At 71.3% G+C, this 21,157-nt stretch carries 19 protein-coding genes and 1 tRNA gene; 18 read left to right on the top strand and 2 right to left on the bottom strand.

Annotated features, from left to right (window positions below; genetic code table 11):
• Window positions 1-69: 69 nt before the first annotated feature.
• The 4 genes from KI385_RS16265 (at window position 70) to obgE (ending at window position 6,274) form a co-directional block, all read left to right on the top strand.
• Window positions 70-3,810 carry an Rne/Rng family ribonuclease gene (locus KI385_RS16265; RefSeq protein ID WP_238572928.1) on the top strand — a complete coding sequence of 1,247 codons (3,741 nt, stop codon included), beginning with the start codon at window positions 70-72 and terminating at the stop codon, window positions 3,808-3,810.
• 276 nt (window positions 3,811-4,086) lie between these two features.
• Window positions 4,087-4,407 carry a 50S ribosomal protein L21 gene (gene rplU / locus KI385_RS16260; protein WP_006605648.1) on the top strand — a complete coding sequence of 107 codons (321 nt, stop codon included), beginning with the start codon at window positions 4,087-4,089 and terminating at the stop codon, window positions 4,405-4,407.
• A gap of 14 nt (window positions 4,408-4,421) precedes the next feature.
• A complete protein-coding gene (rpmA, locus tag KI385_RS16255) occupies window positions 4,422-4,679 on the top strand; it encodes a 50S ribosomal protein L27 (protein ID WP_018088248.1) in 258 nt (85 codons plus the stop codon).
• Window positions 4,680-4,837: 158 nt separating this feature from the next.
• The gene (obgE, locus tag KI385_RS16250; protein ID WP_238572927.1) at window positions 4,838-6,274 is read left to right on the top strand and encodes a GTPase ObgE; all 1,437 of its coding nucleotides are present in this window, start codon (window positions 4,838-4,840) and stop codon (window positions 6,272-6,274) included.
• Between the two features lie 131 nt (window positions 6,275-6,405).
• On the opposite strand, the gene KI385_RS16245 is transcribed toward obgE, so the two are convergent.
• Complete coding sequence (locus KI385_RS16245; protein WP_238572926.1) at window positions 6,406-8,502, bottom strand: HupE/UreJ family protein; 2,097 nt, start codon at window positions 8,500-8,502, stop codon at window positions 6,406-6,408.
• Between the two features lie 452 nt (window positions 8,503-8,954).
• Here KI385_RS16245 and proB point away from each other — a divergent pair, with 452 nt between their 5' ends.
• The 5 genes from proB (at window position 8,955) to KI385_RS16220 (ending at window position 14,170) form a co-directional block, all read left to right on the top strand.
• The gene (proB, locus tag KI385_RS16240) at window positions 8,955-10,052 is read left to right on the top strand and encodes a glutamate 5-kinase (protein ID WP_238572925.1); all 1,098 of its coding nucleotides are present in this window, start codon (window positions 8,955-8,957) and stop codon (window positions 10,050-10,052) included.
• A 281-nt stretch (window positions 10,053-10,333) separates the two neighbouring features.
• Window positions 10,334-10,831: a hypothetical protein gene (locus KI385_RS16235; RefSeq protein ID WP_238572924.1), complete on the top strand. Its 498-nt coding sequence runs from the start codon at window positions 10,334-10,336 to the stop codon at window positions 10,829-10,831.
• A gap of 68 nt (window positions 10,832-10,899) precedes the next feature.
• Complete coding sequence (locus KI385_RS16230; protein WP_238572923.1) at window positions 10,900-12,168, top strand: glutamate-5-semialdehyde dehydrogenase; 1,269 nt, start codon at window positions 10,900-10,902, stop codon at window positions 12,166-12,168.
• A gap of 89 nt (window positions 12,169-12,257) precedes the next feature.
• Window positions 12,258-12,935: an SCO2584 family spore wall biosynthesis protein gene (locus KI385_RS16225; protein ID WP_238572922.1), complete on the top strand. Its 678-nt coding sequence runs from the start codon at window positions 12,258-12,260 to the stop codon at window positions 12,933-12,935.
• Between the two features lie 107 nt (window positions 12,936-13,042).
• Complete coding sequence (locus KI385_RS16220) at window positions 13,043-14,170, top strand: SCO2583 family membrane protein (protein WP_238572921.1); 1,128 nt, start codon at window positions 13,043-13,045, stop codon at window positions 14,168-14,170.
• A gap of 23 nt (window positions 14,171-14,193) precedes the next feature.
• Here KI385_RS16220 and KI385_RS16215 read toward each other — a convergent pair whose 3' ends face one another.
• Window positions 14,194-15,288 (bottom strand): M48 family metallopeptidase, encoded by a 1,095-nt coding sequence (locus KI385_RS16215; RefSeq protein WP_238572920.1) that lies wholly within the window; start codon window positions 15,286-15,288, stop codon window positions 14,194-14,196.
• 153 nt (window positions 15,289-15,441) lie between these two features.
• Here KI385_RS16215 and KI385_RS16210 point away from each other — a divergent pair, with 153 nt between their 5' ends.
• From KI385_RS16210 to KI385_RS16170, 9 genes are all read left to right on the top strand, one after another.
• On the top strand, window positions 15,442-15,591 hold the full coding sequence (locus KI385_RS16210; protein WP_238572919.1) for a hypothetical protein: 150 nt from the start codon (window positions 15,442-15,444) through the stop codon (window positions 15,589-15,591).
• An 82-nt stretch (window positions 15,592-15,673) separates the two neighbouring features.
• Window positions 15,674-15,883, top strand: a complete 210-nt coding sequence (locus KI385_RS16205) for a hypothetical protein (protein ID WP_238578096.1) — start codon at window positions 15,674-15,676, stop codon at window positions 15,881-15,883.
• A 52-nt stretch (window positions 15,884-15,935) separates the two neighbouring features.
• Window positions 15,936-16,547 carry a nicotinate-nucleotide adenylyltransferase gene (gene nadD, locus KI385_RS16200; protein ID WP_238572918.1) on the top strand — a complete coding sequence of 204 codons (612 nt, stop codon included), beginning with the start codon at window positions 15,936-15,938 and terminating at the stop codon, window positions 16,545-16,547.
• Between the two features lie 24 nt (window positions 16,548-16,571).
• Window positions 16,572-18,407, top strand: coding sequence for a LytR C-terminal domain-containing protein (locus tag KI385_RS16195; RefSeq protein WP_238572917.1), 1,836 nt, complete (start codon window positions 16,572-16,574; stop codon window positions 18,405-18,407).
• A 256-nt stretch (window positions 18,408-18,663) separates the two neighbouring features.
• Window positions 18,664-19,098: a ribosome silencing factor gene (rsfS, locus tag KI385_RS16190; protein WP_128511099.1), complete on the top strand. Its 435-nt coding sequence runs from the start codon at window positions 18,664-18,666 to the stop codon at window positions 19,096-19,098.
• Window positions 19,095-19,748: a histidine phosphatase family protein gene (locus KI385_RS16185; RefSeq protein ID WP_238577711.1), complete on the top strand. Its 654-nt coding sequence runs from the start codon at window positions 19,095-19,097 to the stop codon at window positions 19,746-19,748. Before rsfS ends, KI385_RS16185 begins: the two co-directional genes overlap by 4 nt.
• Before the next feature lie 124 nt (window positions 19,749-19,872).
• A tRNA-Ala gene (locus tag KI385_RS16180) sits at window positions 19,873-19,945 on the top strand.
• A gap of 634 nt (window positions 19,946-20,579) precedes the next feature.
• Window positions 20,580-20,828: a hypothetical protein gene (locus tag KI385_RS16175; protein WP_238572916.1), complete on the top strand. Its 249-nt coding sequence runs from the start codon at window positions 20,580-20,582 to the stop codon at window positions 20,826-20,828.
• 3 nt (window positions 20,829-20,831) lie between these two features.
• Window positions 20,832-21,065, top strand: a complete 234-nt coding sequence (locus tag KI385_RS16170) for a hypothetical protein (RefSeq protein WP_030413843.1) — start codon at window positions 20,832-20,834, stop codon at window positions 21,063-21,065.
• The last annotated feature ends 92 nt before the right edge of the window (window positions 21,066-21,157 follow it).

Genomic DNA, 21,157 nt, shown 5'->3' with positions numbered 1-21,157 from the left:
GCGCTCATCACGCGGACCGCTACCGGAATCAGGCGCGGCGCCCGGGAGCGTGACGGGAGAACCGCCCGCATGCTCGAGCCCATTGAGCCCACTGATGCCACGAAGTCCCAGGACCGTGGCGCTGACGACAACCACTCACCCAGCGACACGCTGCCACCGCGCCGCCGGCGCCGTGCGGCTTCCCGGCCGGCCGGTCCGCCGACGTCCGGTGGCGCCGCCGAAGCCGCGGTGCTGAGCACCGACGCCGCTGCCGCGCCCGCGGCGGATCCGGCCCCCGTGGAGGAGGGCGCGTCCACGGTCACCACCGGGGACGACGCCAAGCCCGCCCGTGCCCGCCGCCGCGCGACCCGTAAGGTCACGTCCCCGGCCGGGACCCCGCAGGAGGGCGCCGCCGAGCCGACGGAGGCTCCGGCCGCGCCGGCCGCCGCCGAGGCCGCTGTGGAGGCGCCCGCCGAGGAGGCGGCGCCGCGCCGTACCCGCCGCCGGGCGACCCGCAAGGTGACCGCACCCGCCGGCACCCCGCAGACCGACGCCGCCGCGGAGCCGGCCGCCGCCGAGGCGCCCGCCCCCGCCGCGCAGCCCGCCGAGGCCGCCGTGGAGGCTGCCCCGGCCGCCGCCCAGGAGGACGAGGCCAAGCCCGCCCGTACGCGTCGCCGCGCCACCCGTAAGGTCACCGCTCCGGCCGGTTCGCCGCAGGCCGGCGCCGCCGAAGAGGCCGCCGCCGTACCGGCCGCGAGCGCCGCACCGGCCGCCCCGGCCGCCGAGGAGGAGGCGCCCGCGCCCGCGGAGGAGGCCAAGCCCGCCCGTACGCGTCGCCGCGCCACCCGTAAGGCCACCGCCCCCGCCGGTGCGCCGCAGGTCGCAGAGGAAGCCGAAGAGGCCGAGGAGGCGGAAGTCGAGGAGGCGCCGGTCGCCGAGGCCGCCGCCGAGGCCGAGACGCCCCGCCGCCGTGGCCGTCGCCGTGGCGAGCGCGCCGCCGAGCAGCCGGTCGCCGAGGCGCCTCGTGCCGAGGAGGAGCCCGTGCAGGAGGCGCCGCTGCGCGGCCGCCGCCGGGCACAGCGGCCGCCGACCGCCGTATTCCAGCCGCCGGTCTTCACCGAGCCGATGTTCCAGACGCCGGAGACCGCGGCCGCCGCCGCCCATGCCGCGGCCCGCCAGGAAGAGGTCGTCACCGAGCAGGTGGCGGAGGAGCAGCCCGCCGCCGTCGCGCGCCGGCGCCGCCGTCGTGGCGCCCCGGCCGAGCCCGAGCAGGTGACCGCGGTCGAGGAGACCGAGACCGAGGAAGCCGCCGAGCCGGAGGCCGAGCAGGGCGAGGCCGGCCGCGGTGAGGACGAGTCCGCCGACCGTCCCTCGCGCCGTCGCCGCCGTGGTGGCCGTCGCCGCCGTCGCGGTGAGGCCGCCGAGGGCGCCGACGAGCAGTACGCCGAGGAGCGGGAGGCCGAGGCCGAGGCGGAGGCCGAGCCCGAGGAGGACGAGGAGCAGGCCGCCGAGCAGCCGGAGTCGGACGAGGAGCAGGCGGCCGGCACCAGCAGCAGCCGCCGTCGTCGCCGCCGGCGCCGTCGCACCGGCGAGCCCGCCGAGGTCGAGGCCGGCAGCGCCGACGACCCGGAGCGTACGGTCGTCAAGGTCCGTGAGCCCCGCAAGAAGGACGAGGGCACCAGCGCGGACGAGGTGCAGTCGATCAAGGGGTCGACGCGCCTGGAAGCCAAGAAGCAGCGCCGTCGTGAGGGCCGCGAGCAGGGCCGCCGCCGGGTGCCGATCATCACCGAGGCGGAGTTCCTCGCCCGCCGCGAGGCCGTCGAGCGGGTGATGGTCGTCCGCCAGAGCGGCGAGCGCACCCAGATCGGTGTCCTTGAGGACAACGTGCTCGTGGAGCACTACGTCAACAAGGAGCAGGCGACCTCGTACGTCGGCAATGTCTACCTCGGCAAGGTGCAGAACGTCCTGCCGTCGATGGAGGCCGCCTTCGTCGACATCGGCAAGGGCCGTAACGCCGTGCTGTACGCCGGTGAGGTCAACTTCGAGGCGCTGGGCATGTCCAACGGCCCGCGCCGGATCGAGACCGCGCTGAAGTCCGGCCAGTCGGTGCTGGTGCAGGTCACCAAGGACCCGATCGGCCACAAGGGCGCCCGCCTGACCAGCCAGGTCTCGCTGCCCGGCCGCTACCTGGTCTACGTGCCCGAGGGCTCGATGACCGGTATCAGCCGCAAGCTCCCGGACACCGAGCGGGCGCGGCTCAAGCAGATCCTCAAGAAGATCGTCCCCGAGGACGCGGGCGTCATCGTCCGTACCGCTGCGGAGGGCGCGAGCGAGGAAGAGCTGGCGCGCGACGTCCAGCGGCTGCAGACGCAGTGGGAAGAGATCCAGAAGAAGGCCAAGAGCGGCGGCAGCTCCAACGCGCCGAGCCTGCTCTACGGCGAGCCGGACATGACCGTCCGGGTCGTCCGCGACATCTTCAACGAGGACTTCTCCAAGGTCATCGTCAGTGGTGACGACGCCTGGGAGACCATCCACGGCTATGTCTCGCATGTCGCGCCGGACCTCACCGACCGGCTGCAGAAGTGGACCTCGGACGTCGATGTCTTCGCGACGTACCGGATCGACGAGCAGCTGATGAAGGCGCTGGACCGCAAGGTCTGGCTGCCCAGCGGTGGCTCGCTGGTGATCGACAAGACCGAAGCGATGGTCGTGATCGACGTCAACACCGGGAAGTTCACCGGTCAGGGCGGCAATCTCGAGGAGACGGTCACCAGGAACAACCTGGAGGCGGCCGAGGAGATCGTGCGCCAGCTGCGGCTGCGCGACCTCGGCGGCATCGTCGTCATCGACTTCATCGACATGGTGCTGGAGTCCAACCGGGATCTGGTGCTGCGGCGGATGCTGGAGTGCCTGGGCCGGGACCGTACGAAGCACCAGGTGGCCGAGGTCACCTCGCTCGGCCTGGTCCAGATGACCCGTAAGCGGGTCGGCCAGGGCCTGCTGGAGTCCTTCTCCGAGCCGTGTGTGCACTGCAACGGCCGTGGCGTCATCGTCCACATGGACCAGCCGACGGCGGTCGGCGGTGGCGGCAAGCGCAAGAAGAAGGGCAAGGCCGCGCAGGCCGAGCCGCACGTCCACGAGGCCGAGATCGCACCGCCGACCCCGGACGGCGGTGCGCCCGAGCTGGAGCCCGCCCCGGTGACGGAGGCCGAGCTGCAGCCCGCGGTGGCCGAGACCGATGAGTGGTTCAGCAGCCCCGCGGAGGCCGAGGCGGCCGCCGGCCGGAGCCGTGGCCGTCGTCGGGTGAGCCGGAAGGTGTCCGCTCCGGCGGGCGCCCCCAAGGCCGCCGAGGAGGCCGCCGCGATCGTGGTGCCGGTCGAGCCGACGCCGGAGCCGGTCGCCGAGCCGGAGCCGGTCGCCGAGGTGCCGGCCGCGGAGCCCGCGCCGGCCCGTCCGCGCCGTCGGGTGACGCGTAAGGTCACCACCCCGGCGGGCTCGCCGGAGACGACCGACGACTCCGCGGCGACCGTCGTGATCGTCGCGCCGACGGCGGAGCCGGTCGCCGAGCCCGTTGCCGAGCCTGTCGAGGCCGAGGCGGCGCCCGCCGCCAAGAAGACGGCCAAGAAGGCGACGACGAAGAAGGCCGCGGCCAAGAAGACCACGGCGAAGAAGGCTCCGGCCAAGAAGGCGGCGGCGAAGAAGACCACCACCGCCAAGAAGGCCACGGCGAAGAAGACCACCGCGAAGAAGGCGACGACGAAGAAGGCGGCGGCCAAGAAGACCGCTGCCGCCGAGCAGCCCTCGGCCGCGCAGACAGAGGGCGCGGCGTAAGCCGCTCCGGTGGAGCCGGTGCTTGCACCGGGGCTTCCGCGGAGGACTGAGCAGTATTCCGGGCCCCGGACCGTCAGCGGTCCGGGGCCCGGTTTGACCCGCTGGTCAAGGCCCCGTAACCTTGACCGTCGGTGTCTGTGACACCAAACCCCTGAGCAAACACCTCTCGGTTCGCCGAGGGAGGCCGCTCGTCCATTCGGATTCCACGGGCCATATCCCGAGCCCGTGTGAGCGGCTGGCGTCAGAGGATCGAAACCTAGCGAAAGAGAGTTCCGCGTGTACGCGATCGTGCGCACCGGCGGACGCCAGCAGAAGGTTGCTGTTGGCGACGTCATCGAGGTTGACCGCATTTCCACCAGCAAGGTCGGCGACACCGTCGAGCTCTCGACGCTGTTGGTTGTCGACGGCGACTCGGTCACCAGTGACCCGTGGGTCCTGGCCGGCGTGAAGGTCCAGGGCGAGGTCGTCGACCACCACAAGGGCGACAAGATCCGGATCCAGAAGTACAAGAACAAGACCGGTTACAAGAAGCGGATCGGCCACCGCCAGCTCCACACGGCGCTGAAGATCACCGGCATCGACGCTCCGGCGAAGTAAGGGACTGAGGAGACATGGCACACAAGAAGGGCGCATCGTCCACTCGGAACGGTCGCGACTCCAATGCTCAGCGGCTCGGCGTGAAGCGCTTCGGCGGTCAGGCCGTCCTCGCCGGTGAGATCCTGGTCCGCCAGCGTGGCACCCACTTCCACCCGGGCACGGGCGTCGGCCGCGGCGGCGACGACACCCTGTTCGCCCTTGCTGCCGGTGCGGTGCAGTTCGGCACCCACCGTGGCCGCAAGGTCGTGAACATCGTCCCGGTCGCCGAGTGATTTCGGCCTGACCGAGCGATAGCTCAGCATCAGCATCACTCAGGGGCGGACCGCCTTTTCTCGCGGAAGCGGGAAGGCCGGTCCGCCCTTGCGTGTTAGTACAGAGACATTCGCGCAGTACAGCGACATACCCGTAGTTATCTGGAGGCACCCCCACCATGACCACCTTCGTGGACCGCGTCGAGCTGCACGTCGCCGCGGGTAACGGAGGCCACGGCGTGGCCTCCGTGATGCGGGAGAAGTTCAAGCCGCTGGGCGGCCCGGACGGCGGCAACGGCGGCCGTGGCGGTGATGTGATCCTGGTGGTCGACCAGGACGTCACCACGCTTCTCGAATACCACCACCACCCGCACCGCAAGGCCACCAACGGCCAGCCGGGCGCGGGCGACAACCGCTCCGGCAAGAACGGCCAGGATCTGGTCCTGCCGGTCCCCGACGGCACCGTCGTCCTGGACCGCGCGGGCAATGTGCTCGCCGACCTCGTCGGCCAGGGCACCACCTTCATCGCCGGCCAGGGCGGCCGCGGCGGCCTCGGCAATGCCGCGCTGGCTTCCGCCCGCCGCAAGGCCCCCGGTTTCGCGCTGCTCGGCGAGCCCGGCGAGGCCCGTGACATCGTGCTGGAGCTCAAGACCGTCGCGGACGTCGCGCTGGTCGGCTACCCGAGTGCCGGCAAGTCCTCGCTGATCTCGGTGCTCTCCGCCGCCAAGCCCAAGATTGCCGACTACCCCTTCACCACCCTGGTGCCCAACCTCGGTGTGGTGACGGCCGGATCGACCGTCTACACCATCGCGGACGTCCCCGGTCTGATCCCCGGCGCAAGTCAGGGCAAGGGCCTGGGCCTGGAGTTCCTGCGGCATGTCGAGCGCTGCGAGGTGCTCGTACACATCCTGGACACCGCGACGCTGGAGGCCGACCGTGACCCGGTCTCCGACCTCGACACCATCGAGGAGGAGCTCAAGCAGTACGGCGGCCTGGAGAACCGGCCCCGGATGGTCGTCCTCAACAAGATCGACGTCCCGGACGGCAAGGACCTCGCCGACATCATCCGCCCCGACCTGGAGGAGCGCGGCTACCGCGTCTTCGAGGTCTCCGCGGTCGCCCACATGGGCCTGAAGGAGCTGTCCTTCGCGCTCGCCGACGTCGTGTCCAAGGCCCGCGCCGCCAAGCCCGTACAGGAAGCCACCCGTATCGTCATCCGGCCCCAGGCCGTGGACGACGCCGGCTTCACGGTCACGGAGGAGGGCGAGAACTTCTACCGCGTGCGCGGTGAGAAGCCCGAGCGCTGGGTCCGTCAGACCGACTTCAACAACGACGAGGCCGTCGGCTACCTCGCCGACCGCCTCAACCGTCTCGGTGTCGAGGACGCGCTGCGCAAGGTGGGCGCGCACGCCGGCGACGGCATCGCCATCGGCCCCGAGGACAACGCCGTCGTCTTCGACTGGGAGCCGATGATGGCGGCCGGCGCGGAGATGTTGGGACGGCGTGGTGAGGACCACCGCCTGGAGGCGCCCCGGCCGGCCGCGGTGCGCCGCAAGGACCGGGACGTGGCGCGGGACGAGGCCGACCAGGAGTACGAGGGCTTCCGGCCCTTCTGACGGGTCCGCCAGGCGGTCCGCGGCACGGAAGAACCACGGAAGAACGGGGAAGGCCCCCGGGAGGATCTCCTCCCGGGGGCCTTCCCCGTTGCTCTGTACCGCTGCCGAGGCCGCAGACGGCCCGCTGAGGGCTAGACGGCGGCCGCGGCGTCCGAGGCGCCATTGGCCTCGTGCCGGGCCGTCTCGGAGGCGTCCACGTCCTCCTGCGAGCGCTGCCCGGGGATACCGGACAGCCGGCTCTCCATCCGGATGCGGCGCTCGTCGGCCTTCGCGCACAGATCCAGCGCGGCCTGGTTGAAGCGGACCGAGGACGGCGGGTCCGACGGGCCGAGCAGATGCTCCTTGAGCTCGGCGCGCTCCGCGGCGAGGGTGTCCTTCTCCGGGTTGCGGACCGCGTCCAGCAGACCGGCCACCCCGTCCGCCTCGGGCGTGAGGATGGTCGCCGCCCGTACGGTCGGGAAGTTCACCCGGAAGTCGTCCTCGCTCATCCCCGAGGTGTTGGCGACCGCGTACGGCTTCTCGCTGGTCAGGTAGTCCGAGACGACGCTGGAGACATCGCTGATCAGCACGTCCGCCTCGTTGAAGCAGCTGAAGATGCCGGGGCGGGCGGTGGTGATGATCCGGTGCTCCCACTCCGGGAAGGAGTTCCAGTAGGCCTCCTCCCAGGCGGTGACGGCGGCGGACACGGCGTCCGCGCGGCCCTCCTCCGGGGTGCCCTGCAGCCGCATCCGCTCCAGCTCGTCCGCGCTCTTGCGGAACGCGGAGGTGGTCAGCGCGTTGAGCTCCTCCGTGCGGCGGGCCAGCTCGGCGGCGGCCTCGGGGCCGGGTCGGGCACCGCTGCGCCGGCCGTTGGCCTCCGTGATCATCGCCTGGATACGGGTGTTGGCGGCGCCCGCACGCGGGTCCACGGAGCCGGTCATCGGGTGCGGCTTGTACAGAAGGCGCACGTTCTCGTCGGCGAGCAGCTCGCGAACGATGTTCTCGCCGGCCAGGATCACCGAGGTGTTGCCCGGGTTGCCGTCCCAGCCCTCCCAGGTCGGGGCGTACAGCACGGTGGTCAGGCGGCCGGCCGGGGCACTGTCGTGTCGCTGGATCGGCCGGATCGGGGCCAGCTGGGGCCGTCCGACCTCGATGACGTCCTTGTCCTCGACGCCGATGTCGGCGAGCTGGTAGCGGTCACGGGCCGCCGGGCCCGCCACCCACACCTCGTCGTACGCCTTCGCGTACGGGTTGCAGGAGGACAGCTTGTCGCTCTCGCCGTGGTTGGTGAAGGCGTGCTTGATGGAGGGGATACGCAGGATCTGCGAGGTCTTTCCGGAGTTCGCCGGGTGCAGCAGCATCTTGAGCGTGGAGTGCTCCAGGCGCATCAGGTTGGCGACCTTGGGGATGCACACGATCGGCACGTCCGTGGCCTCGATCTTCTGCACCATGAAGCGCTCACGGAGCACGATGATCGGGTTGCCGTCCAGGGCGGCGAGGGTGCTCAGCCACATGTTGGCCTGGTAGGCGGAGGAGGAACCGCCGGAGAAGTACATGCCGACCGTCGGCCGGTACTCCGCGAGCCAGTTGTCCAGCCACTCCAGGGCCTGCTTCTCGTCGGCCACCCGCTTCTTGGGCAGCAGCCAGGTGCCCAGGTAGAGCGTGCCGCCGGCGGACAGGGCCAGGGAGACGGCGAGGCCGATGCCGCCCCAGTACGCGTCCGTGGTGATCGAGGTGAGCATCATGCCGACCGTGGTGGGCACGGAGAAGCGCAGGAGCCGGCGGCCCGTCTGACGGGAGAGGATGCGCGGCGGGGCGTCGCACAGCCGCAGCGCGCTCGCGTCGATGTTGCGGGTCACGAACGGCAGGCTGCGGGTCCTGCGGACCAGTACGGCGACCGCCTGGCACACGAAGTGGGTGCCGTAGAAGAGCAGCAGCGTGATGGTGAGCGGCGCCTGCTCCTCGAGCGGGTTGATGCCGTCGATGTGCAGCAGGCCGACCAGTATCAGCATGTCGCGCAGCAGCTGGCGCACCGTGACGTCGAACCGGATCCGGCCCAGCACCGCGAGCAGGCCGGGCTGCTTGTGCTGGAGGATCAGGTCCAGACCCAGGTTGACCACGGATGCGGCGATGAACAGCGGGATGACGGGCAGCAGTGCACCGACCAGCTGGGCGGTGAACGCGACCATCATCGCGAAGAGGGCCGCGAGCTGTACGGCTCGGCGGGGGACGATTCCGGCGGAAGGCACGGGGGAGGGCTCCTGGCAGCACGAAGGTCAGGGGGGAGGCCGAGGGGGGCGGCCGGGTCCCGCGCTGCGACGCCGCCGGAGCGGCGAAACGGGACCGATGGACACCCGACCGTATGACCTTGTTGGCCTTGGTGACAATCTGCTGTGGCTCTCATCACCGCGAAAGCGGACCAATCGAACGCAACCTCTTGGCCTCGGCTTCCGTCTTAAGAAAACCCAATTGGAGCGGGCGGAGCGGCTCTGCCCGGCCCCTGATTCTTCACGGTGTTGTACCTCCGCAGTGCCGCCGGACCGTCTCGCGGGGCGTCCGCCAGGCGATATCACGACGCGGCCGTGGGCCGCTCTGCCGTAGATTGCGCCCGTAGGGACGTAATACGGGGCGGGCAGGGATCCCCGTACAGCGGTGGATCGGCGAGCACAGGGGCAGTTCAGTGGCAGGGGCTAGGCAGGAAGTGGCGGACGCTCGCCGGATCGTGGTGAAGGTCGGCTCGTCGTCGCTGACCACGGCCGCCGGGGGACTGGACGCGGACCGCGTGGATGCGCTGGTGGATGTGCTGGCCAAGCACCAGGACAAGGAGATCGTGCTGGTCTCCTCCGGTGCCATCGCGGCGGGCCTGGCGCCCCTGGGGCTGGACAAGCGGCCCCGTGATCTGGCCCGTCAGCAGGCCGCCGCCAGCGTGGGCCAGGGCCTGCTGGTCGCCCGCTACACCGCTTCCTTCGCCCGCTACGGCCGCCGGGTCGGCCAGGTCCTGCTCACCTCCGACGACACCAGCCGCCGGGCCCACTACCGCAACGCCTACCGGACCCTCGACCAGCTGCTGGCCATGGGCGCCGTACCGATCGTCAACGAGAACGACACCGTCGCCACCGACGAGATCCGCTTCGGCGACAACGACCGGCTGGCGGCGCTGGTGGCCCATCTCGTCCGCGCCGACCTGCTGATCCTGCTGTCCGACGTGGACGGCCTCTACGACGGCGATCCGGCCACCCCCGGCACCTCCCGGATAGCCGAGGTCCGCGGGCCCAAGGACCTGGAGGGCATCTCCATCGGCAGCGCGGGCAGGGCCGGCGTCGGCACCGGCGGCATGGTCACCAAGGTCGAGGCGGCCCGGATCGCGGCCGCGGCCGGCATCCCGGTCGTCCTGACCTCCGCTGTGCACGCCGCGGACGCGCTGGCCGGCGGCCCGACCGGCACCCACTTCCTGCGCACCGGCCGCCGCTCCGCCGACCGGCTGCTGTGGCTCGCGCACGCCTCCACACCGCGCGGCGCCCTGGTACTGGACGACGGGGCGGTGCAGGCGGTCGTCGAGCGGCGCTCCTCGCTGCTGCCGGCCGGCATCGCCTCCGTGGAGGGCGAGTTCTCCGCCGGCGACCCGGTGGAGCTGCGGGACGGCAGCGGCCGCGCGGTGGCCCGCGGAGTCGTCAATTTCGACGCCCGGGAAATCCCTCGTTTGATGGGGCGTTCGACCCGCGATCTCGCCCGTGAGCTGGGCCCCGCGTACGAGCGGGAGGTCGTGCACCGCGACGATCTGGTGCTGCTGCACCGCTGAGGCCGCCCTGCCGGTCGTGCGGCACCGCTGAACCCGTGTCCGGTCCCGCTGCCGGCCGTCACGACCGGAAAGCGCCGTCGCCGGTGCGGTGTGGAGACCAGCCTTTCCGCCGGGACCTTGGCAAAAACGCCCCCGCGACGGGCCTCGGGCTGGTCAACTTTGTTGCGGGGGCGCCGTAGGGGAACGGCGCCCGCAGCGCGCGAGCGCACACGCCGAAGTACGACCGCACCAATCGGCTCCGCACCCGAGCGCGGAGCGATTCGCATCACAGGAGGCCGCCGGTGAGACGAGGGCGCCCAGGGGCACCGCCCCGAGGGTCGGCGGAGCGCACACTGACCAGCGTCGGAACCGGCGAGGACGCCGGCCGGCCGGATGACGACGAGCGCGTGGAGCGGCACAGGACGGCGCGGCCCGCACCGGAGGGCGAGCGCCGGGAGGCGTCCCGGCTGTGGCACATCACCCTCAGCGTCTCGGGAGCCGAGGCCCCGCTGAAGGAGGTCCGGCGGGCGCTGGAGCAGCTCGCCCACGACCATCCCTTCCTGCTGACCAGCCGCTACGCCAACGACCACGCCGAGATCCGCTACTGGGAGGAGGCGCGGGACCTGCACGACGCCGCGGCGGTCGCGCTCCGGCTGTGGGGCGAGCACCGCTCCACGGCCAAGCTGCCCCCGTGGGAGATCGTCGGCCTGGAAGTCATCGACCGCGAGACCTACCACCAGCGCATCGCGGAGGGGTACGGCCCGCCACCGGCGTCGCCGGTCGGGGTCCATCCCTACTGACGGCCGCCCGCGTCCCGCGCTGTGAGATACCGCATGGCCGCAGCCCGCCACCCCGCTAGGCTGCGGCCATGACCAGCAGCGCATCGCACTCCTCACCCGTCCTCGAGACCGCCCGTCGCGCACGGGAGGCGGCCGCCGTCCTGGCGCCGCTGCCGCGTACGGCCCGCGATGCCGCGCTGCTCGCCATCGCCGATGCCCTGGTGGCACAGACCGAGGCGATCGTCGCCGCCAACGCCGAGGACATCGCCAAGGCGCGGGCGGCCGGCACCGCCGAGTCGATCGTGGACCGGCTCACCCTCACCCCGGAGCGGATCGCGGCCATCGCCGAGGACGTCCGCCAGGTCGTGGCGCTGCCCGACCCGGTGGGCGAGGTGGTGCGCGGCTCGACCCTGCCCAACGGTCTCGATCTGCGGCAGGTCCGGGTCCCGCTCGGTGTGATCGGGATCATCTACGAGGCTCGGCCCAATGTGACGGTGGACGCCGCGGCGCTGTGCCTGAAGTCCGGCAACGCCGTGCTGCTGCGCGGCTCGTCCTCCGCGTACGCCTCCAACAGCGCCCTGGTGGACGTCCTGCGGGACGCCGTCCAGAGCGCCGGGCTGCCCGCCGACGCGGTGCAGCTGGTGCCCGGCGAGAGCCGCGACTCGGTACGTGAGCTGATGCGCGCGCGTGGCCTGGTCGATGTGCTGATCCCGCGCGGTGGCGCCTCCCTGATCCGTACGGTCGTCGAGGAGTCCATCGTCCCGGTGATCGAGACCGGCACCGGCAACTGCCATGTCTACGTCGACGAGGCCGCCGACATCGACATGGCGATCGACATCCTCATCAACTCCAAGGCACAGCGGCCCAGTGTCTGCAACGCGGCGGAGACGGTGCTGGTGCACGCCGGGATCGCCGAGAAGTTCCTGCCGCGCGCCCTGGAGGCGCTGACCGAGGCCGGGGTGATCGTCCACGGCGACGCCGCCTGGCAGCAGGCGGGCCCCGGACTGGTCGCCCCCGCCACCGACGAGGACTGGGCGACGGAGTACCTCTCGTACGACATCGCGGCGGCCGTGGTGCCCGACCTGGACGCGGCGGTGGCGCACATCCGGCGCTGGACCTCCGGGCACACCGAGGCCATCGTCACGACCTCGCAGGCCGCCGCCCGCCGGTTCACCCAGTTGGTGGACTCCACCACCGTCGCGGTCAACGCCTCCACCCGTTTCACCGACGGCGGCCAGTTCGGCTTCGGCGCGGAGATCGGCATCTCGACGCAGAAGCTGCACGCCCGCGGCCCCATGGGACTGCCCGAGCTCACGTCCACCAAGTACATCGTCACGGGCGACGGTCACACCCGCTGAGCGGTCTCCCGGATTCCTCGCCCGCTCCGCTCCGCGTTCTCTGTGCATTCTCTCTGCCCAAAGAGACCCGCCGGGGCTAACCTGGACGGGTGCCGGACGACGTGGGGGGCAAGCCGTTCCCGGACGGCGAAGAGCCCGACGAGCACCACCACGGGAGCCACGGAAAAGCGGACGAAGAATTCGCCTCCGTGGTCTTCGACGAGGAATTCGTCCGGTCCGCACAGGTCCATGAGCCCTCGGCGGTCGAGCGGATGCTGGCCGCCGCCGAGGCGCGCGCCGAGGCCGAGGCGGCCCGCTCGGGGGCCGGCTTCGGCCCTGACGGCGACGACCCGGACGAGACCGGCCCGCACCGCCGCCGTCGCCGCCGCGGCCCGGATACCGACGACTACGAGACGTACGGCGATTACGGCGAGTACAGCGAGTACGAGGACGACGGCGACTACGGCGATTACCGGTCACACAGCCCGTACGGCCCTTACGGGGGGTCGCTGCGCCCCTACCGCGGCAGTATCCGCTGGCATCGGCCGGTCGCCTGGGTGCTGGCCGTGGTCATGGGCATCGGGCTGGTAGCGCTGGCCTTCAGCGCCGTCTACCGGGGCGCCTCGGGGCGGACCCAGAGCCCGGCGCCGGCGCCCACCTCCAGCGGGGTGGACGCCCCCACCACGGGCGGCGTGGACAGCGTGCGTACGGCGCGCCCCGGCCTGCCGTCCTTGCCGTCGGCGGAGCCGGTGCGCCCGTCGTTCTCCGCGGTGCCCAGGCCGCAGTGAGGCCGTCGAGCACTGCCCCGGATACGAGTGCCCGAAACGGAACCGTCCGCTGAAGTTGCCCGGCGCCCCGGCGTTTACCTTCGCCCCGGCAGACCTACTCTTGTTGTATGAGCGGGCCTGGTGACCCTCCCGAAGGGACGCCCAACGGCGCCTCGGGAGGCGGTGAGGACGAATACCGATCCGTTGTCTTCGACGAATCGTTCGTGCGCGCTGCACGCCTACAGGAATTCTCCGCCGACGAGCGGCTCGGTGAGCACCATTCGCCGGCCGTCAAAACCCGGCACGCATGGATGCGGCTGGGCGGCTCCCGGCAGGCCGTCCTGCTGGTGCTGCTGATCATTCTTGCCTTCGGCACGGCCGTCTACATGGGCGTACGGCATCCGTACAAGACCCCGGATCCGGTCCAGGCGCAGCCGCTGCGGTCCGCGGTGGTGCCGCTCGCACCGACCGGGGACGTGCCCGGCGCGTCACCCGAGGACCTCTTCGCGCACAGCCCCGCGGTCGACTACCGGATCGGCGCCGCGGGGGTCAATCTCCCTGCCGTCGCCCGTACGGCGCACTTCTCCGACGGCCAGATCGTCGCCGCCCTGTCCATCGCGAAGGACTACCTCGTCCGCTCCTCGCTGGACCCGGCCACCCTCACCGGCGGATCCGTACGACCCGTGCGGCTACTGCTGGATACCGGCCAACTCGACCAGTTCGACCGGAGCCTGGCGCACCCCGACGACAACGGGCGCCATGCCGCAACCGGCTGGCTGGTCCGCTTCGACCCGAAGTACACCCGGCTCGCCGACCGGAACGTACGGGTCGACGGCACGCTGTCCGCCACGGAGCTGAGCCCGGACGCGCTAGATGTGACCGCCGACTACACCTTCGTCTACGCCGTACGGCCCGCTCCCGGCGCGCAGCAGGACGGCTCCGCCGGCCAGGACATCGGCAAGGCCACCCCGGGCGCCGCCTCGCTGGTCACCGTCCGGCGCGAGATGCAGTTCCGGCTCACCCGTGACGACCTCAGCGACCACCGCCTGGAGGTGCTGCAGAGCAGTCTGCAGGCCGGGCCGCTGGCCTGCTCCTCCAAGCCGGCCGACGCGCTGCGCCCGCTGTTCGCGGGACAGCACGCCGGCATTGACCGGCTCACGGGCACCGACCCCTTTGCCAGGGACCGGGCCAACCCTTCGCTCTGTGGCGAGCTGGCGCCCTCCGCCCAGCCGAAGCCGAGCCATCCGATCCGCTAGTCCACCAGGGCGTGTCCGGGCCGCTAGGACCCGTCCGAGCCCTTGGCGCCACCGGAGCCGTTGGCGCCGCCCGAGCTGTCGGGGCGCGAGCCGCCGCGGAAGACCGTGTCCCGCAGCTTGCCGCCCAAGTCGCCCGCGCCGCCCGCGATATCGCGCACCAGGCCCATCAGCGGGTCCTTGCTGTTGCGCACCGAGTCGGCGTAGTGCGCGGCGGAGTCCCGGAACGAGTCGGAGACCGATGTGTCCTTGTCCTCGTCCCGGCGCGGGTAGTGGCCGTCCATGATCCGCTGGTAGTCGCGGCTGGCCGCCCACTTCTTCAGCTCGGCCGCCCGCACGGTCGTGAACGGGTGGCTGCGCGGCAGCAGGTTGAGGATCTTCAGCACGGAGTCGCGCAGATCGCCGCCGGACTCGTACTCGTCCGCCTGCTTGAGGAAGGCGTCCACATTCATCTCGTGCAGATGATTGCCGCCGGCCAGCTTCATCAGACCGCGCATCGAGGCCTGCAGATCCTGGCCGACCAGCAGCCCGGCACGGTCCGCCGACAGCTCCGACTTGCGGAACCATTCGCGCAGCGCCGTCACGATCGCCATGATCGCGACATTGCCCAGCGGGATCCAGGCGACCTTCATCGCCAGATTCGTCAGGAACAGCAGAATCGTGCGGTAGACGGCGTGCCCGGACAGCGCATGCCCGACCTCGTGGCCGACGACCGCCCGCATCTCCTCCTCGTCCAGCAGCTCGACCAGACCGGTCGTCACCACGATGATCGGCTCGTCCAGACCGATACACATGGCGTTGGGCTGCGGGTCCTGATTCACGTACATCGGCGGGACCTTCTCCAGGTCCAGGATGTAGCAGGCATCGCGCAGCATGTCGTTGAGGTGCGCGAACTGCTGCTCGCCGACCCGCACCGAGTCCGACAGGAACAGCAGTCGCAGACTGCGCTCCGGCAGCAAGCCGCTGAGCGTCTTGAAGACGGTGTCGAACCCGCTCAGCTTGCGCAGCGCCACCAGCGCCGAGCGGTCCGCGGGGTGCTCGTACGACCGTGAGGAAATTCCGGGGAATCGCCGCCGGTCCCGGCTCGGTACGTTTTCGCTGCCGCCTGGGCTCTCCGTCATTGGGGCCTCCCCCTGTTCGACTGCGTGTGTTTCAGACTAGAGGACGCCACTGACAGACGATTGGATGCTCGGGCGTACGCTGGCGATCGCACCAATGACCGCACAGGCCCGTACGAAGGACCGCACGGGCCCGTACCGAGGGAGCGCATCGTCATGCCGCATCCGAGCGTGCTGCTCGCCGCAGTCCAGGAGGGCTCCAGGGCCGACGGGCCCGGCTGGATTCTGCGCACCGTGATCGTCGTCGGCGTCGTGGGTGCCGTCCTGCTCGCCTGGTTCCTGCTGCGCGGCTACGGCCAGGACTGACACACTGACGACCCCCGACGGCACTCTCCGTACGTGTGCGGGTGGAGTCGCCGTGGGCCCGCGGTGAGCCGACGCTTACGATGTGGTGGAAATCTCTGCCCGACCCCAGCCCGGATTGGTCCTGCCGACGATGAGCCTGCACACCACCGCACAGTCCCTGGTCTCCCTCGCCGCCGAACCCGGACACGAGGGCGGTCACGCCAGCCTCAGCCCGTACCTGACCGGCGGTGGCGCCCTTTTTATCCTGCTCCTCCTGCTCTGGATCACCACCCGCTTCAACCGGGACCGCTGAGCCCCGGCACCCGGCCCCCGGCATCGCGCGTCGCCCAGTAGGGTCTGCACGCATGGGAGAGCACACAGGGCCCGTGAAGCGGCGACTCGGAGTGATGGGCGGCACGTTCGACCCGATCCATCACGGACACCTGGTCGCCGCCAGCGAGGTGGCCAGCCAGTTCCACCTCGACGAGGTCATCTTCGTGCCGACGGGGCAGCCGTGGCAGAAGAGCCACAGGACGGTGTCCCCGGCCGAGGACCGGTATCTGATGACGGTCATCGCGACGGCATCGAACCCGCAGTTCTCCGTCAGCCGTATCGACATCGACCGCGGCGGCAAGACGTACACGATAGACACGCTGCGTGATCTGCGCGCGGAGCACCGTGACGCGGATCTGTTCTTCATCACCGGCGCCGACGCGCTCAGCCAGATTCTGACCTGGCACGATGCCGCGGAGCTGGTCTCGCTCGCCCACTTCATCGGGGTGACCAGGCCCGGACATGTCCTCGCGGACCCCGGGCTGCCCGAGGGGGCGGTGTCCCTGATCGAGGTGCCGGCGCTGGCCATCTCCTCGACCGACTGCCGGGCGCGCGTCGCCCAGGGGGATCCGGTCTGGTACTTGGTGCCGGACGGTGTGGTGCGCTACATCGACAAAAAACAGCTGTACCGCAACGACCGCTGACGGGGCTGACGGAAAGGGGCACCGGTGAGCGACCGACAGGATCCGTACGGGCCGCAGGACCCGTATGCCCACGACCCGTATGCCCAGGAGCAGCAGGGGCAGCCGGGCTACACCTACGACGCCTACGGGCAGCCGGTGTACCGCGACGCCGCACAGCCGTCGTACGAGCAGCACCACGACCCGTACGGGCAGCAGGCCGCACCGTCCGGCTACGAGGGCTACGACCCGTACAGCGGCCAACAGGGCGGCGGCCAGGGCCCGCAGTCGTACCAGGGGCAGCAGGGCGGGACGGAGTACGGCTATGACCCGTACGGGCGCCAGCAGGTGCAGGCCCAGCCCGGCTACCCGCAGCAGTACGACCCGTACGCCCAGCCCCAGCAGCACCAGTCCCCGCAGCAGCCCCACCAGCAGGAGTGGATCCCGCAGCAGGCCCAGCAGTCGCCGTACGAGCAGGTTCCCTACGCCGAGCAGCCCCGCTACGAGACACCCGCTGCCCCGCGCCAGGACGGGCCGCCGCGGCCGCCCGCACAGCGTCGCGCCCCGTCGGCCGACATGGCGGAGCCGGAAGCCGCGAGCGGCGTCACCGCGCCCTCCTCGGTCGGCCCGGAGTACCGCACCGAACAGTTCTCCTTCATCGAGGAGCCGGACGAGGACTCCGAAGACGTCATCGACTGGCTGAAGTTCACCGAGAGCCGCACCGAGCGGCGCGAGGAGGCCAAGCGGCGCGGCCGGAGCCGGATCGTCGCGCTGTCCGTCGTGCTGGCCCTGCTGGTCGCCGGCGGCGTCGGCTATCTGTGGTGGGCGGGCAAGCTGCCCGGCCTGGCCGGCCCGGACACCGGCAAGGCGGCCGCGGGCGGCGGCCAGAAGCGCGATGTCCTCGTCGTACATCTGCGGGACACCACGACCGGGAACAGCTCCACGGCGCTGCTGGTGGACAACGAGACCACCCACAAGGGCACCACTGTCCTCCTGCCCAACAGCCTCGTCGTCTCCAAGGACGACGGCACCACCACGACGCTCGCCAAGTCCGTCAAGGACGACGGCGCCGAGCCGACCCGGGACTCCCTCAACAGCCTGCTGGGCGCCGACCTCAAGGCCACCTGGCGGCTGGACACCCCCTATCTGGAGAACCTCGTCGAGACCGTCGGTGGGATCACCCTCGACACCGACGCCACCGTCCCCGGCGCCAAGAAGGGCGCCTCCCCGGTGGTCAAGCAGGGCCGCGCCCAGGACCTCAACGGCCAGGCGGCCGTCGCCTACGCCACCTACCGGGCGACGGGCGAGAACCAGATCAGGCAGCTGCAGCGCTTCGGCCAGGTCATGCAGGCCACCCTGAAGAAGGTCTCCAGCGACGCCGACGGCGCCACCGCCACCGTCAAGGCGCTGCTCCAGGTGCTCGACCCGCCGCTCACCGAGGCCCAGCTGGGCAGCTCGCTGGCGCAGCGGGCCGAGCTGGCCAAGACCGGCGCGTACCGCACGACCCTGCTGCCCGTGCAGACGAACGGCACGCTCAGCCCGACCGCCGCGGCGAGCGTGGTCAAGGACGTGCTCGGCGGCACGGTCAAGAAGGCCGCCCCCGACGCCACCGCCCGGGTCGCCGTCCGTAACGCCACCGGCATTGCGGGCGCCACCGGCAAGGCGCAGGTCGCACTCGTCAACGGCGGCTACAGCTTCGTCGACGACGGCACCGACAGCGCGGCCAGGGCCACGTCCCAGGTCACCTACGCGGACGCCGCCCAGAAGGCGAAGGCTGTCGAGGTCGCCAAGACGCTGGGTCTGTCGGCGGGCGCGGTCAAGCAGGGCAAGAGCGCGGGGAACGCCGACGTCACCGTGGTGCTGGGGCAGGACTACAAGGGCTGATCGGCGCAGCGAGCTCGGCCCCGAGGACGGGGTCGAGCAGCCCCCATCACGGCGCTGACCAGGCCGAATGCCGGAACCGGCCCGTGGGAGAAAAACCCCGGCGGGAGTGTCGGCGGTCCGTGAGACCCTTGAGGGGTACTTGACCGCCGATCCGGTTGCCCATGGGGGACTGCGGCGCGCGCCGCGGCTGAGCCGAGCGCCACCCGCCCCTGCCCCCGCCGGCCGGAGAAGCTGCCCCCGACCCGGAAAGCCGCTTGTGACCGCCACGGACCGTTCCATCGAGCTCATCAACGCCGCCGCCCAGGCCGCGGCCGACAAGCTCGCGCACGACATCATCGCGTACGACGTCAGTGACGTCCTCTCGATCACCGACGCCTTCCTGCTGGCGTCGGCGCCCAGCGACCGCCAGGTCAAGTCGATCGTCGACGAGATCGAGGAACGGCTCAGCAAGGAGCTCGGCGCCAAGCCGGTCCGCCGCGAGGGCGACCGCGAGGCCCGCTGGGTGCTGCTCGACTACATCGACATCGTGGTGCACGTCCAGCACAGCGAGGAGCGCGTGTTCTACGCGCTCGAGCGCCTGTGGAAGGACTGCCCCGAGATCGACCTCCCCGAGGAGGCCAAGGCCACCCGCGGCAAGGCCGCCGCGCACGCCCAGGCCACGACGGGTGAGCAGGACGGAGAGCTGCTCTGAACGGCACCAAGAGCGCCAGGGGGCGCCGCATCGTCCTGTGGCGCCACGGCCAGACGGCCTGGAATCTGGAGCGCCGCTTCCAGGGGTCCACGGACATCGAACTGACCGAGACGGGCTTCGGCCAGGCGCGGCGCGCGGCCCGGCTGCTCGCGGCCCTCGGGCCGGACGCCATCATCGCCTCCGACCTGCAGCGGGCCGCGGCGACGGCAGGCGAGCTGGCCGCCCTGACCCGGCTCGACGTGACACATGACGCGGCCCTGCGGGAGACCTACGCGGGCTCCTGGCAGGGGCTGACCCACGACGAGATCCTCGCGCAGTACGGCGAGCAGTACACCGCGTGGAAGCGCGGTGAGCCGGTGCGGCGCGGTGGCGGCGAACTGGAGACCGAGGTCGCCGACCGGGCCGCCCCGGTCGTGCTCAACCACGCCGACAAGCTGCCCGAGAACGGCACCCTGGTCGTCGTCAGCCACGGCGGCACGATCCGGACCACCATCGGGCGGCTGCTCGGCCTGGAATCCCACCACTGGGAGGGTCTGGGCGGGCTGTCGAACTGCTGCTGGTCCGTGCTGGGCGAGGGCGCGCGCGGCTGGCGCCTGTTGGAGCACAACGCCGGCACCCTGCCGGAGCCGGTGCTCGGCGACGACGACTAGGACGCGTCCCGGCCCCGCCGGGCGGCCCCGACCGACCGGATTTCACATCTGGGCAGGTCGCAGGCTAAAGTTCTTCTTGTTCGCGGCGCCGCCGGGGGAAACCCGGAGGAGCGGAACAAGACCCGGGGCTATAGCTCAGTTGGTAGAGCGCCTGCATGGCATGCAGGAGGTCAGGAGTTCAATTCTCCTTAGCTCCACAACCCGGATGATCCCGTCTCCTCGCGGAGGCGGGATCTCTGCGTTATCGGGCCCGTCCTACAGAGGGTGCTGCGCCGCCGGCTCGGGCGCCGCCCTTCGCCGGCGACGTCGAGGCCGGACAGCTCACGGCTCTCTGCTCTCTGCTCTACGCCTTCCTCGCCAATGGCGCGGCTCCTTCGGCAGGCGAACTGCCGGGCCCGCGGCGGACATTCGTGCGGCGCTTCGGGGGCCGGGCCGGTGATCAGGGGCGGCGGGTCCGGTACCGGCGGCGGGGGCTGGGTATATGTGGCGTATGTCGGTGCCGTCGCGGGCCTCGATTTCGCCCACAGCGCCAATCTCGCCGCCGCGTTGGGGGCGTACGCAAGGAGCGCGTCGCGGATGCGCGCGGTCCTGCGGTGACCGTCAACCGGGTCGGACCGCTGCTGGGTGCCGCGCTTTTCGGGACACTCTTCCTGAAACAGCCCGCTCAGGCAGGGGTGGACGCGCCGCCGCGGGCACTGTGGGTGAGCATGCTCGCCCCGACGGACACCGCATCCGTCGGCCGGGCCCGCCGGGGTGGCGAGAAGGCGGGCCTGACCCGGTCGGCGGTCCGTGGCAGAATCGGACGGCGCCGGCAGGGGAGGAGAGATCGCGATGCCCACGAGCATCCTCGAGAAGGTCAATGACCTGCTCGAAGTGGCCGAGGCGCGGGGTTATGACTGGCTGCCGGAAGATGCGCTCCGCTTCACCTGCCCCGTTGACGGTCCCGCGTTCCCGGGCAGCGGTAGCAAGGGTTCCGCTCTGCAGTGCCCTTCGTGCGGCTCGTCCCATGTCGCTCAGGTGCTGGGCGACAACGGAGGAATTTCCTTCGTTTGTACGGCCTGCGGCCACAGTTGGAGCTGATGGATGGGCGCCCACAGCAGGAAATGTGACTGGTGCGGCAGCGGCACGCCGATCGTCCGCGACATGGAACCCGTCAACACCGACTATCAGTACTGGTGCGAAGAGTGCGCCCGCGCCCTGGTCATAAAAGGCGACCCCATCGAGACCTATCGGGAACTCGACGGGGAGCCGATCTACGGGCGGCTGCTGGACGAGCACTGCACGCTGAAGCGTTTCTACTCGTTCGCCACGGCCTGAGCAGAGTCGTTTCGTCCGGCTCTTTCCGCCTGATATCTCTTCAGCTGTCGCGGGCTCCTGCCGCAACTGCGCCGGGCGCTCCGGGCGTTGTG

It is taken from the genome of Streptomyces inhibens, assembly GCF_022221585.1.
Lineage (GTDB): Bacteria > Actinomycetota > Actinomycetes > Streptomycetales > Streptomycetaceae > Streptomyces > Streptomyces inhibens.
The sequence above is the reverse complement of the archived record's forward strand: the minus strand, read 5'-3'. Positions and strand labels throughout refer to the sequence as shown.